Genomic DNA, 12,897 nt, shown 5'->3' with positions numbered 1-12,897 from the left:
CCGGCCTCACGAACCTCGTGCGGGCCCGGACTCCTGTCGCCACCGAATCATCCGGACGCCTGGGCCACACCTCGGGCGCGAGCGGATTGCGCCGATCGATCGAGGGCGCCCGGTCCTGGTGGCGACGCGGGCCCGGTGGCCACCGGCACCTCGGCAGGGCCTCCCGGTCCGAGGTGCCGGTGACATACGACCGGGATAGGCTTCTGCGTAGGAACGTCAGGATCTCCACTCGGTTTCGCAGCCCCCGGTCGCGTCGTACGCGACGAGCAGTTCGTGCAGTTCACGCAGTTCGTGCTGCGGAGACCCGAGAGGCGCGGTGCATCCCCTCGCGGTTCGCAGAGGTGGGCGACGGCTGGATCCTTCCCCTCCGGCCTGTTCCGCCGGCCAGTGCCGCGCGTCGCGTGCCGCAGGAGCGCGCCGGCTTCGGGATCCGCACCTCGCACTCCCCGCGGAGGTCGGGATGAGAGTTGTCGTTGATCTTTCCCGGTGCGAAGGCTATGCGCAGTGCGCCTTTCTGGCTCCGGACGCCTTCCGGATGCACGGTGAGGAAGCGCTGATGTACGACCCGAACCCCGACGACGTCCGGCGCGACCAGGTGCTGCGCGCCGCGGCGGCCTGCCCGGTCCAGGCGATCCTGGTCGACCGCCTGGAGGGGCGGGAGGGACAGGTGGTGCGGGACGCACCGGTGGAGGCGTCGCCGGCATGACCAGCGCCGAGAATCTGCAGGCGTTCAAGCGCGACGGCCGCATCGTGGTCGTCGGGGCGTCCCTGGCGGGACTGCGGGCCGCGGAGGCGTTGCGCGGCGAGGGCTTCACCGGATCGCTGACCATGATCGGCGACGAATCGTGCGAGCCCTACGACCGGCCTCCCCTGTCCAAGCAGGTACTGACCGGATGGGTGCCGGCCGGGGACACCGGACTGCCGCGACGGCGTGACATCGATGCGCGGTGGCTGCTGGGCGTGCCCGCCACCGGGCTCGACCTTGCGGCCGATCTCGTACGCCTCGCCGACGGCCGCGAGATTCCCTTCGACCGGGTGCTGATCTCCACCGGGGTCCGGGCCCGGCCCTGGTTCGTCGAGAGCGAGGCCGCCCTGGACGGGGTGTTCGTCGTGCGCACGCGCGAACACGCCGAGGGACTGCAGCGAGCCCTCGCCGCCGGGCCCTCCCGCGTCCTGGTCATCGGCGCCGGATTCACCGGCTCCGAGATCGCCTCCATCTGCCGTGAACGGGACATCCCGGTGACCGTCGCCGAACTCGCGCCGTCCCCGTTGGTCGGGGCGCTCGGCGCCATGGTCGGTGAGGTAGCGGCGGACATGCAGCGCGCTCATGGCGTCGACCTGCGCTGCGGTGTCAAGGTCACCCGGCTGGAGGGCGATGCGCAGGGGCGGCTTCGCCGTGCTCACTTCGACGACGGCAGCACGATCGACGCCGACGTGGCCGTGGTCGCACTCGGGGGCATCCGCAACACCGAGTGGCTACGGGACTCGGGCCTGGCGGCGGGCGTCTGGGGAATCGCGTGCGACACGGGCTGCCGGGCCCTCGACCTCAACGGCCTGGTCACCGACGACGTCTTCGCCGCCGGAGACGTGGCACGCTGCCCGAACCCGATCTACGAGTACCGGCTCATCTCGCTGGAGCACTGGGCCAACGCCGTGGAGCAGGCCGAGGTCGCGGCGCACAACATGGTCAGCCCGCAGGCGGACCGCTGGCCCCACCTGTCCATCCCGCTGTTCTGGTCGATCCAGTTCGGGGTCAACATCAAGTCCGTCGGCGTGCCGACCTTCGCCGACGAAGTGGTCGTCACCCAGGGCTCGGTGGCCGACCGCCGCTTCGTCGCCGCGTACGGCTACCGGGGCCGCGTCACCGCGGCGGTCAGTTTCAACAACGCGAAGTGGCTGGACCACTACCGGCGGCTGATCGAGACGGCCGCCCCCTTCCCGCCGCCGTGCCCCACACCCGACCAGCCCGCCGACATGAAACCGGTGCCCGTCGACTTCCCCGGCCCCACCCTGCTCGCCCAGGGCGCCACCGTGGTCGTCACCGGACACGACCCCGGTGAGCGGCGGGTCACGGCCGTGCACCAGCATCGCTAGGAAGGGAAGCGGGATGACCAGGAGGGAAGCGGGATGACCACGACCGAGACGCCCGACACGCTCCGCCGGATCCTCGACTACTCCTCCCGGGCCGATCCGTACCCGCTGTACGCCGAACTGCGCAGGACACCGGTGGCCCGGCAGGAGGACGGCAGCTATGTCGTCAGCACCTACCGCGAGATCACCGACCTGCTGCACAACCCGCAGCTGAGTTCGGACACCCGCAATCTCTCGAACCCGACGGCGGGAGCCGAGGACCAGGCGACGCCGCCGTTCATCAACCTCGACCCGCCCGAGCACGACCGGCTGCGGCGCATGGCGATGCGCCACTTCGGCCCGCCGCACACCCCGGGACTCGTGACCGGCATGGAACCCGATCTGGCCCGCACGGTCAGCGGCCTGATCGACGGCTTCGCGGGCAAGGCGCAGATCGACATCGTCGACGACTTCGCCTACCCGTTCCCCGTCACGGTGATCTGCCATCTGCTCGGCGTGCCGCGCGAGGACGAACCGCGTTTCCACCTGTGGGTGAACGACATCATCAACGCGATCGACTACGACCCCGAGACCGACCCGAAGGAGAAACTGGACAAGGGCGTACAGGCTCGCAAGGACCTGCGCCAGTACCTCGGCGCTCTGGTGGAGCAACGCCACGGCAGGCCGGGCGACGACCTGCTGTCACGGCTGGCCAACGACGACGGGCCCGACGGGCGGATGACCGACGACGAGATCGTCTCCACCGCCAACCTGCTGCTGATCGCCGGCCACGAGACCACCGTCAACCTCATCACCAACGGCATGCTGACACTGCTGCGCCACCCGCAGGTGCTGCGGCGGCTGCGCGAGGAACCGGGTCTGGTCGTGCCGCTGGTCGAGGAACTGCTGCGGTACGAACCCCCCGTGCACATCGTTCCCTGGCGGGCGGCGTACAGCGAGATCACCGTCGGCGACACCGTCATCCCCAAGGGCTCGCGGATCATGCTGATGCTGGCCTCGGGCAGCCGCGACCCGGACCGCTTCCACGACCCGGACCGCTTCGACCCCGACCGGCGTGACAACCAGCACCTCGGCTTCGGCAGCGGCATCCACCTGTGCTTCGGCGGACCGCTGGCGCGCCGGGAGACCCAGATCGGGCTGGGCGAACTGGCACGCCGCCTCGACCGGCCGAGGCTCGTCGCCGACCCGCCGCCGTACCGGCCGAGCCCCGTGCTCCGCGGTCCGGTCCATCTGCGCGTCGAGCGGAGCGCCGGTTGAGGACCCGCCTTCCGTGCCGGGCGTGTGGTCGCGGGCGGCGGACCGGTCCCGGTCGCGCGCTGTTGCGAAGGGCGGCGGCCCGGCGTTGGAATCAAGTGTGAGGCTCTTCGGCGGTGGAGTGTCGGCGGGTCGTCCCGCGCCGGGTACGGGCCCCGGCCGCAAGGGGCTCAAGAAGGACGCCCTGGGCCTGTTCTCCTCGGTCGTCATGGGCCTCGCCTCCACCGGCCCGGCGTACAGCCTCGCCGCCACGCTGGGCATCATCGTGGCCCGGGTCGGACTGCAGGCGCCGATCGTCATCATCCTGGCGTTCGTCCCGATGCTCCTGGTGGCCTACGCCTTCCGGGAGCTCAACGCGAGCAACGCCGACTGCGGGACCACCTTCACCTGGGCCACCCGCGCCTTCGGACCGCGCACCGGCTGGATGGGCGGCTGGGGACTGGTCGTCGCCGACGTCATCGTCATGGCGAGCCTCGCCGAGATCGCCGCCACCTACGGCTACCGACTGGTGGGACAGGTCGCACTGGCGCAGGACCGGCTGTGGACGACCGTGCTGGGCGTCGTCTGGATCGCCGTGGTCACCGCGATCTCCTACGTCGGCATCGCGTTCTCGACGGCCGTCCAGCGCTGGCTGCTGTGCCTGGAAGTGGCGATGCTGCTCGTGCTCGCCGTCGCCGCGCTCGTCAGGGTCTACACCGACCCTCCCGCGGCGGCGATCCATGTCTCCGCCTCCTGGTTCAACCCCTTCGAGGTGCCCTCGATGAGCGCCCTGACCTCGGGTGTCCTCGCGGGCGTCTTCATCTACTGGGGCTGGGACACCGCGTTCTCCGTCAACGAGGAGACCGTCGACAGCACGCGCATCCCCGGACGCGCCGCGGTCCTGTCCACGGTGCTGCTCCTGGCCATGTACGCGCTGGTGTCCACCGCGGCGCAGTCGTTCGCGGGGGTCGGCACCACGGGCGTGGGGCTCGCCAACGTGGACAACGCGGACAACGTGTTCGCCGGGCTGGGCGCGGCCGTGTTCGGCGGCGACGGCACGGGGATCCTCCTGGCCCGGCTGCTGATCCTGATGGTGCTGACCTCCGCGCTCGCCTCCGCCCAGACCACGATCCTGCCCCTGGCGCGGACCGTCTTCTCGATGGCGGTCCACAAGGCCGTCCCCGCCCGGTTCGCCCGGATCCACCGCAGGTTTCTCACCCCGACCTGGGCGACCCTCGGCATGGGCGTGGCCGCGATCGCCCTGCTGCTCCTGCTGACGGCCTTCAGCATGAACATCCTGGTCGACTCGGTCGACTCGGTCGGTCTCGCGATCGCGTTCCAGTACGGACTGACCGGCTTCGCCTGCGTCTGGTACCACCGCAAGGTCCTCACCCGCAGCCCGAAAGACCTGATCTGCAAGGGCGTGCTGCCGGGACTCGGCGGGCTGATCATGGTCGCGCTGTTCCTCTACGCCGCCTTCGTCGTCTACGCGAACCCCCACTACGGCGCCACCTCCGTCGACCTGCCGCTGGTCGGAAGGACCGGCGGGGTCACCGTCCTCGGCCTGGGCGCCCTGCTGATCGGCCTCGTACTGATGCCGGTGGTCACCCGCGGCCACAGCGTGGCCCTCAAACTCCAGCGCAGCCTGCTGCCGCGCAGCCTGCCCACGCATGCCGCCGTCGACTCGGCCAGCCGCTATCTGCCCGCCGACAGCGGCTCCGGGGTGGGCGGCGACTGGTACGACGTCATCCCCCTCTCCGGCAGCCGGGTCGGCCTCGTCGTCGGGGACGTACTCGGTCACGGTATGCGCGCCGCGGCCACCATGGGACGCCTGAGCACGGGCGTGCGCGTCCTGGCCCGGCTGGACCTCACCCCGGACGAACTGCTCTTCCGCCTGGACGACCTGGTCGAGCAGACCATGCAGGAGGGAGCGACCGACCGCGGCGCGACCGTCCATGGCCCGGGGCACCGCGGTGCGGGGCACGTGCGGCTGCACGCCGACGCGGCCCTGGGCGTGACCTGCCTGTACGCGGTGTACGACCCCGTCACCGGATGGTGCAGCATGGCGCGGGCCGGAGAGCCGGTGCTGGCGCTCGTCGCCCCCCACACGCATGCCGTCGAATACCCGGAACTGCCGGCCGGACCGCCACTGGGATTCGGCGGCGTGCCCTACGAGTGCATGGATGTGAAACTCGCGCCGGGCACACTCGTCGCCCTGCTCACCGGCGGCCTCCTCCAGGCGGCCGACGGCCGTGACGCCGGGCTCGCGAAGCTGTCCGAGGTCCTCGCCCGCGACGACGGCTCCCTGGACGAGCTGTGCGACCACGCGGTGGCCACCCTGCTGCCCGGACCGGTGGACGTGGACGCGACGCTGCTCCTCGTCCGCACCCACATGCTCGACCGCAACCTGTTCGCCGAGTGGGCGCTGCTCGCCGACCCGGCGGCGGTCGGCACCATCCGCACCGCCGCCAGCAAGCAGCTCGGCGAGTGGGGGCTGGAGGACCTGGCGTTCACCACCGAACTCATCGTCAGCGAACTGGTCACCAACGCCATCCGCTACGTCGGCGGCCCGATCCAGGTCCGCCTGATCCGCGACCGGACCCTGATCTGCGAGGTCTCCGACACCGGCCACACCACACCCAACCTGCGGCACGCCGCGAGCGACGACGAGGGCGGCCGGGGCCTGTTCATCATCGCCCAGATGACCCACCACTGGGGCACGCGCTACACGTCGACCGGCAAGACCATCTGGGCCGAGCAGGATCTCCCGCAGGCGGACGACCAGTAGCCCCGCGGGACCGCGGCGGCCGGCGGCGCGGGGTCAGGCACTGGCGAGTTTCCGTGCCGTCGCTCCCGTGGTCAGGCGCATCTTGGAGCGTGCGAAGTCCCTGTTCTCGATGACGCGCCCGCGATGTTCCTCGGGCAGCTTGCCGTCGTCGAGGAGTCTCTCGGCGCACTCCAGCGACTCCTTGTACGCACCCACCCAGTATGCCGAGACCGCCAGCTCGTCCAGCACACGCCAGTCGTACCAGCCCTTCTCCACGAACAGGATGTCGTCCGGCTGCGGGATCTCCACCGCGCGCCGCGCGAACATGTAGGCGAGGGGCCAGCGCTGCCCGTTCATCCGGCAGATGCGTGCCAGCTCACCGAGGGCCTCGACCCGGGTGGGCCGGTACTCGTGCGCCTCCAGGAAACGCGACATGACCTCGGGCATCCGGCGCTTGAGCTGCAGCGCCAGCCGGGCGGCGTAGAGCTTGGAGCAGAACACCTCCTGGGCGAAGCCGCCCATGGTCGCCCGCCGGTCGTACGAGGCGAGCGCCTTCGCGGGCTCGCCGGCGTCGCGCCAGCTCTGGGCGAGGTAGAAGACGTAACGCGCGTTGTCAGGCTCCTTGACGAGCCCGTCCTTGAGGATCGCGGCGTCGCGGAGATACTTCTGCCGCTGACCGTCCTTGAGACGTCCGCCGCCGCCCACGGTGACGATGCGCCCGCCTTCGAAGGGCACCCGGTCGAACCGGGTGTCGCACTCCAGGTACTCGTGCAGCACACCGACGTACCGCCAGGGGAGACGGGTCGACACCAGCGCAGGGCGCCAGTGGACGAGAGAGCCGTGGCGCAGCTGGACGTCGTAGGCGTCGTGGGTCAGGTCCGGCTTCGTGAAGCCGGCGTCCGTCTCGAACACGTCGTCGGCGTCGATGAAGAAGAGGTAGTCGGCCCGGTCCCGGGCCAGGTCGATCGCCTCGCTGCGGCTCAGGTCGAAGCCCTTCCAGGGGCTCTCGTACAGGGTCCCTGGCAGGTCGGCGAGCGCCTCGCGGATGACGTCCTGGGTGCCGTCGGTCGAGCCCGTGTCGAGGATCACCCAGGTGTCGATCAGGGGGCGAACGGTGTCGAGGCAGCGGCGGATCACATGCGCCTCGTTCTTGACGATCATATTGAGGCAGACCGTTTTCATGACTTTTTCTTTTCTGTAATGAAAAGGATCGGGCAGTGACTCTAGTGAGTCCGGAAACTCCATGCAAGGACCGCAGCGAAATTCTTGACACTCGTACAGGTGGCGCCTCGACCCGCCTTCCGTGTCGACTGCCCGCGCCTGTGTATAAGGGAGCAGTTCCTGCTGCCGGCCATGGGAGATTTTCATGGTAATTACCGCGCCGCTGCCGTCACCACGCGAAGAAACCCGGACCGCCGACGCGAACGGATCGCCGTATCGTCGGACGGGGTTGTGGTTGTGGCCGTTCGTCCTCACTCTGGCTGTGACCTGCTACGAGTTGACCTTCCCGGTGCTGGGCCGGGACGAGCTGGTCACCTGGGGCATGGTGAATCGCAGCACCGGCCAGATCCTCGCCACTCTCCAGAATGTCGACGCCGTGCACGGCACGTATTATCTGCTGATGCACCTGTGGGTGGGGGTCTTCGGGGATTCCGTATTTTCCCTGCGATTTCCCACCGCGGTCGCCGCGTCCGGAGCCGCATCCGTGGTGAGTCTCATCGGCCGCCGCCTCTTCGGATACCGGGCCGGAATTCTCGCCGGCATTCTCTTCGCGCTGGTGCCGGCGGTGAGCCGGTACGGGCAGGAGGCCCGAAGCTACGCGCTGGTGATTTTCGCCGTCTCCTTGGCGACGCTCCTGCTGCTCCGAGTGCTGGACAACGACCGCAGTCCCTGGCGATGGGCCGCCTACGCGCTCGCGCTGGCCTTTGTCGGACTGCTCCACCTGATCGCGCTGTCCGTCGTCCTCGCCCACCTGTGCCTGATCGCGGGCCATGTGCGGCAGAACCTGGACCGCTCCCCGTGGTGGAAGTCCGCCCTCGCCCTGACAGCCGTCGCCGCGTGCGTCACCCCGGTTCTCCTGCTCGGCCGGTCCCAGGCGAAACGCCAGCTGTACTGGGTCGCGGAGCCCGGCATCTGGGATATTCCGCCCCTCGTGACCCAGGTCTTCGCCTCGGCCCTGTGTGCTGGAGCCTTGATCTCCCTTGCCTTCGCGGCCCGTTCGTCGCGCAAGGGCCCCCTGCTCCTGTGCGGCACCTGGGCCCTGCTGCCCCCCGTGCTCGTCTGGCTCGCCTCTCACGGCGAGGTCTCCTACTGGCGGAACGTCTACATCCTGTTCACCCTGCCGGCCTGGGTGCTCCTCGCCGGCGCCGGCCTCGCCGCGGTCTCCCGTTCCAGGAAGGCCGACGCGATCTTCCTCGTGACGCTGGCCGTCCTCGCGCTGCCCGACCAGGGACGTGTGCGGGAGCCGCTCGCGCACGACGTGGGATTCGCACCTGTCGATTACGCGGCGGCGGCCGACGTGATCAAGCAGGGCTACCGGCCCGGAGACGCCGCTGTCTACGACCGCTTCCGTACCTGGAAGCTCGACAGCGGAGTCCAGTACTACCTGCCCCGCGACCTGAAGCTGCGTGATGTCTTCCTGGCCAGGACGCCGGCCGCGATCAACGACCTCTACGCGGTCGAATGCTCCCCCGCTGCCCGGTGCCTCAAGGGCGAGCAGCGCATCTGGCTGCTGACCCAGGGCAACGAGTTCCCCTTGAGCGCCATCGACCCGGGCGAGTCGATGGCATTGCAGAGCCGGTACACGTTGTCCAAGAGTGCGTCGGTGACGGGAATGACGGTGAGCCTGCTCGTACGCAAGGAAAAGAAGTAGCCCGATCCGAAATTCCACTAGGGGCGTCCGGCGGTCTGTTACGACCCGTCGGACGCCCCTTTGTGTGTCATCGACCCGCGTGCGTCAGGTACCGGTTACGCTCCGGGGACCCTGCCGCCGTTCGATGCGCCGGCCTCCGGCTGACGGTTGACCTCGACCCACGGCTGGTCGCAGACCAGGTGCGCCGGGCCGCCGTCGTTGTTGTCCTCGGTGCAGGGTGTCTCCCAGACCTGTCCAGTGGTGGTCACGACATCGACGTCGATGCCCGCACTCTGGCTGTGCTCGGAGATCGAGACCCCGCACGGGAAGCCTACATTTCTCCCGCCGTCGTCCGGGTTGGTCCTCCCATCGGGGTAACCGGTGTTGCCGCTGAGGTCTGTCCACAGGAAGTCGGGCGTGGGGTTGCTCCCCCGGTTGTCCCGGATGCCCGCATACGTGATCCCGTCGGGGGTCAGCGCGCCCCGGAGTTCGAAGTTCGACGAGTCGAGCGTGGCGTCGATGTCGGAGCAAACCGACGGCCCGGTGGCGCCCGTTGCGCCTGTGGCTCCGGTGTCGCCCGTGGCGCCAGTACCTCCCGTTGCTCCGGTGTCGCCGGTCGCTCCGGTGGCCCCGGTGCCTCCCGTTGCGCCGGTCGCTCCGGTGTCGCCCGTGGCGCCAGTACCTCCCGTGGCTCCGGTGCCGCCGGTCGCTCCGGTGCCGCCGGTCGCTCCGGTGTCGCCGGTGGCGCCCGTGTCGCCGGTGGCGCCCGTGTCGCCGGTGGGTCCGGTGGGTCCGGTGGGACCGGTGGGACCGGTGGCGCCCTTACAACCCTTGTGACCGTCGTCTCCGCCGTACCCGTACTTGCCCATAAGGGACTTGAGGGCTGAGTGGATGGATTTGTCGTCGTTCTTGCAGTTGTCGTCACCGCCGCCGTAGCCGCTGCTCCCGCTCGATGGCGCGGTCACGGACTGGGCGGCCGCGGTGGCAGGGCCCGCCAGGCCGACTGCGACGACCAGCGTCATCGACGCCACCATGCCGGCCTTCTTGAACCTGGCTCGCGCCAGCGGCCCGAGTCGCGATGACGTCCTGTACTCAGGACTCATCAACGTGCTCCTTGCTCGTCCGGTTCGGGTGATGTCCCGAATCCCAGAGCGAGGTTGGACCGTGCACCACGGGTCGGTGGGTGTGTCCCGGCGGAACGCGCCGCATTTGTCCATGGAATGGACTAAAGATTGGATTAATCAGTCGAGCCGAATGGGGGTAATCAAGTCGGAGTAACTGACGGAAATTTGGCGGGCTTCGGTACGGCGCGAAAAGTAATTCGCCGTTTGATTTTAAGGTAAAGTAAATTCCGCCCCATCGAATTGGTGTGGTGGCGGCATCTCCTTGCGGGGAAACGTTATTTCGGTGCATGACGTGCCCGAATCGCAATGTATGGGTGTGCATCCATGTGTGCGTGACGTGCGTCTGAGCCGGTATGGACCTCCAGAAGCCCACACCCCCGCCGCAGTACCCCGAAGGGTGCCTCGCCGTCGCCGTCCGCATCCCGGTGCGGATCGTCGTCCTCGTGCTGGTGGTGCCGGTGCGGATGGCGTGGGACGCACTGGTCGTCGTCGGGCGGTTCCTGTACGGCAGCGTGCTGCGGCCGGTGGGGCGCGCGCTGGCGTGGCTCGGGTGGGCGGTGTTCGTGTGGCCGTTGCGGGCCCTGTGGCGCTGGGTCCTCGTGCCCGTCGCGGGGGCTCTCGGGTGGCTCGGGTACGTCCTCCTCGTCGTGCCGCTGCGGTGGCTGTACACGTATGTACTGACCCCGATCGGCCGCGCTCTCGCCCGGATCGCGCGCGGGATCGGGGCCGGTCTGGAACGGCTGTACGCGCGCGTGCTCGCACCGGTCGGCCGGGGGATCGCCTGGCTGTTCAAGGGAGTCGGCTTCCTGCTCGCCGCCGCCGGCGCGGGCGTGTACGCCGCCGTGGCCTGGCTGGCGCGGTACCTGCTCGTCGTCCCCGCGCGATGGCTGTACGACCGGGTCCTCGCCCCCGTCGGGCGGGCCCTGGCCCGGGTCGTGGGCGCCGTCGTCACCGCGATCGGCGTCGTCCTGTACTGGACCGCCCGCGTCCTCCTCGTCCTGCCCGCCCTCGCCCTGTGGCGCTGGGTCCTCGTGCCCCTCGGACGGGCGCTCGCCGTCGTCGCCCGGGAGGTCGGGGACGCTCTCGGGCACGCCTGGCGGATCGCCGGCCGCCTCTCGCGCGCCGTCGGACGGGCCCTCGCGACCCTCTTCCGGTGGATCTTCGTGGAGCCGCTGCGCTGGATGTACCGCACGGTCCTCACCCCCGTCGGACACGTCCTGCGGGACGTCGTCCTGCGCCCCGCGGCGCAGGCGGCGCGCGCCGCGGGCCGGGTCGTCCGGCAGACGCTGGCCGCCGCCCGCGCGACCGTGCGGCAGACCCGCGCCGACATCCGCAGGATGCTCTTCGGCGAGCCCCGGCAGCCGGTCGCGGCGGACCATCGGGAACCCTCGGGGCGCGAGACACGTACTCTTGGTAGCAGTACGACCGCTCTCACGAAGGACTAGGACACTGGGCAAGCGACAGCCCGAAGGCCCGCCGCCCGCACCCGCGGTGCAGCGCATCCGACTGCGCTACACCAAGCGCGGCCGCCTCCGGTTCACCAGCCACCGAGACTTCCAGCGCGCCTTCGAGCGTGCGCTGCGCCGCGCCGAGGTGCCCATGGCCTACTCGGCCGGATTCACGCCGCACCCGAAGGTGTCGTACGCCAATGCCGCACCCACCGGCACGGGCAGTGAGGCGGAGTACCTGGAGATCGCGCTGACCGCGCCGCGTGACCCCGAGACCCTGCGCGTCCTGCTCGACGAGTCGCTGCCCACCGGGCTCGACGTCGTCGACGCGGTCGAGGCACGGACCTCGGGACTCGCCGACCGGCTCACGGCCTCCGTCTGGGAGCTGCGGCTGGACGGGGTCGACCCGGTCGACGCCGCGCGCGCGGTGAAGGCCTTCATCGAGGCCGACACCGTCGAGGTCCAGCGCACGACCAAGAACGGCGTCCGCACCTTCGACGCCCGCTCGGCCGTCGTCCGGTTGGAGATGCCCGGTTCCCCTGCTGATAGGCCGACCGACCAGCCCTGTGCGATACTGCGGCTGGTTGTTCGGCACGTGACGCCTGCCGTACGACCCGACGACGTCCTGTCCGGTCTCCGCGCCGTGGCCGACCTGGCGCCGCCGGTCCCCGCAGCGGTGACCAGGCTGGCGCAGGGGCTGTTCGATGAAGAGACCGGCACGGTGACCGACCCGCTCGCGCCCGACCGCGAGGCTGCCGAGGCCCAGATGGCCGCACCGGCCGCCGCCGCGACGGCGCCGACGCCGGAAGGCTCCGCGTAAGGACGGACGTCGTAGCGCAGCCCTCGTACTCGGGAGCCACCTGGGTCGGGCAGCGCACCGACCAGAAGACTTTCGCCAGGCCGTACCGACAAGGCGTACGGAACCGGCGAGACAGGACACAGAGTGCTCCCGTGCGGCGCCCGCGCCCCGGACGGCGGCCACCGCGCATCGCGCGGGCCGCGGACGTCAACGGCGGACGGCCCTTCGAGGCCGACGCCGGACCAGGTGCGGCGCCCGGGGGCCTGACGGGAGAAACGCCCGCATGCTCGAGCCGACCGAACCCAACGAGGGTTCCGAACTCAACACACCCAGCGACACCCTGCCGCCGCGCAGGCGTCGCCGTGCCGCTTCCCGCCCGGCGGGCCCGCCCGTCGGCGCCGAGGCGTCCGCCGAGTCCACCGCGCCGGCCATACCGGCCGCCGCAGTGGACGAGAGCGCCGTGGCCGCGGAGGCCGACAAGAAGGCCCAGGCCGAGGCCGTGACGGCACCCGCCGCCGAGGAGCCCGCGCCCGCCGGCCGCACCCGCCGCCGGGCCACCCGCCGCGTCTCCGCGCCGACCGGGG

General features: G+C 70.4%; 10 protein-coding genes. 8 read left to right on the top strand and 2 right to left on the bottom strand.

Annotated elements, in window-relative coordinates:
- Positions 1-460 precede the first annotated feature (460 nt).
- From ACGFYV_RS14000 to ACGFYV_RS13985, 4 genes are all read left to right on the top strand, one after another.
- Positions 461-706, top strand: a complete 246-nt coding sequence (locus ACGFYV_RS14000; protein WP_393878603.1) for a ferredoxin — start codon at positions 461-463, stop codon at positions 704-706.
- Positions 703-2,094 carry an NAD(P)/FAD-dependent oxidoreductase gene (locus tag ACGFYV_RS13995; RefSeq protein ID WP_393878602.1) on the top strand — a complete coding sequence of 464 codons (1,392 nt, stop codon included), beginning with the start codon at positions 703-705 and terminating at the stop codon, positions 2,092-2,094. The genes ACGFYV_RS14000 and ACGFYV_RS13995 overlap by 4 nt, the downstream gene beginning before the upstream one ends.
- Before the next feature lie 33 nt (positions 2,095-2,127).
- Entirely contained in the window at positions 2,128-3,348 is a 1,221-nt protein-coding gene (locus ACGFYV_RS13990; protein ID WP_393878601.1) for a cytochrome P450, read from the top strand.
- 97 nt (positions 3,349-3,445) lie between these two features.
- Complete coding sequence (locus ACGFYV_RS13985; RefSeq protein WP_393878600.1) at positions 3,446-6,112, top strand: amino acid permease; 2,667 nt, start codon at positions 3,446-3,448, stop codon at positions 6,110-6,112.
- A 33-nt stretch (positions 6,113-6,145) separates the two neighbouring features.
- Here the strand turns inward: ACGFYV_RS13985 and ACGFYV_RS13980 are convergent, their stop codons facing one another.
- On the bottom strand, positions 6,146-7,252 hold the full coding sequence (locus ACGFYV_RS13980) for a glycosyltransferase (protein ID WP_393878599.1): 1,107 nt from the start codon (positions 7,250-7,252) through the stop codon (positions 6,146-6,148).
- 322 nt (positions 7,253-7,574) lie between these two features.
- On the opposite strand from ACGFYV_RS13980, the gene ACGFYV_RS13975 reads away from it, so the two are divergent.
- A complete protein-coding gene (locus tag ACGFYV_RS13975; protein ID WP_393878598.1) occupies positions 7,575-8,963 on the top strand; it encodes a glycosyltransferase family 39 protein in 1,389 nt (462 codons plus the stop codon).
- 95 nt (positions 8,964-9,058) lie between these two features.
- On the opposite strand, the gene ACGFYV_RS13970 is transcribed toward ACGFYV_RS13975, so the two are convergent.
- Complete coding sequence (locus ACGFYV_RS13970; protein WP_393878597.1) at positions 9,059-10,045, bottom strand: hypothetical protein; 987 nt, start codon at positions 10,043-10,045, stop codon at positions 9,059-9,061.
- 374 nt (positions 10,046-10,419) lie between these two features.
- Here ACGFYV_RS13970 and ACGFYV_RS13965 point away from each other — a divergent pair, with 374 nt between their 5' ends.
- The 3 genes from ACGFYV_RS13965 to ACGFYV_RS13955 all read left to right on the top strand — a co-directional run.
- A complete protein-coding gene (locus ACGFYV_RS13965) occupies positions 10,420-11,511 on the top strand; it encodes a hypothetical protein (RefSeq protein WP_393878596.1) in 1,092 nt (363 codons plus the stop codon).
- A gap of 46 nt (positions 11,512-11,557) precedes the next feature.
- Positions 11,558-12,334 carry a TIGR03936 family radical SAM-associated protein gene (locus ACGFYV_RS13960; protein WP_393878595.1) on the top strand — a complete coding sequence of 259 codons (777 nt, stop codon included), beginning with the start codon at positions 11,558-11,560 and terminating at the stop codon, positions 12,332-12,334.
- 262 nt (positions 12,335-12,596) lie between these two features.
- A partial coding sequence (locus tag ACGFYV_RS13955; RefSeq protein ID WP_393878594.1) for a hypothetical protein occupies positions 12,597-12,897 on the top strand: 301 nt, incomplete at its 3' end.

The sequence above is a fragment of the Streptomyces sp. NPDC048297 genome, assembly GCF_043201585.1.
In the GTDB taxonomy this organism is placed as follows: Bacteria; Actinomycetota; Actinomycetes; order Streptomycetales; family Streptomycetaceae; genus Streptomyces.
The sequence above is the reverse complement of the archived record's forward strand: the minus strand, read 5'-3'. Positions and strand labels throughout refer to the sequence as shown.

Bases quoted from the DNA above. Each gene is read 5' to 3' on its own strand.
- ACGFYV_RS14000 (WP_393878603.1), top strand. From the start codon at position 461: ATGAGAGTTGTCGTTGATCTTTCCCGGTGCGAAGGCTATGCGCAGTGC.
- ACGFYV_RS13995 (WP_393878602.1), top strand. From the start codon at position 703: ATGACCAGCGCCGAGAATCTGCAGGCGTTCAAGCGCGACGGCCGCATC.
- ACGFYV_RS13990 (WP_393878601.1), top strand. From the start codon at position 2,128: ATGACCACGACCGAGACGCCCGACACGCTCCGCCGGATCCTCGACTAC.
- ACGFYV_RS13980 (WP_393878599.1), bottom strand. From the start codon at position 7,252: ATGATCGTCAAGAACGAGGCGCATGTGATCCGCCGCTGCCTCGACACC.
- ACGFYV_RS13970 (WP_393878597.1), bottom strand. From the start codon at position 10,045: ATGAGTCCTGAGTACAGGACGTCATCGCGACTCGGGCCGCTGGCGCGA.
- ACGFYV_RS13965 (WP_393878596.1), top strand. From the start codon at position 10,420: ATGGACCTCCAGAAGCCCACACCCCCGCCGCAGTACCCCGAAGGGTGC.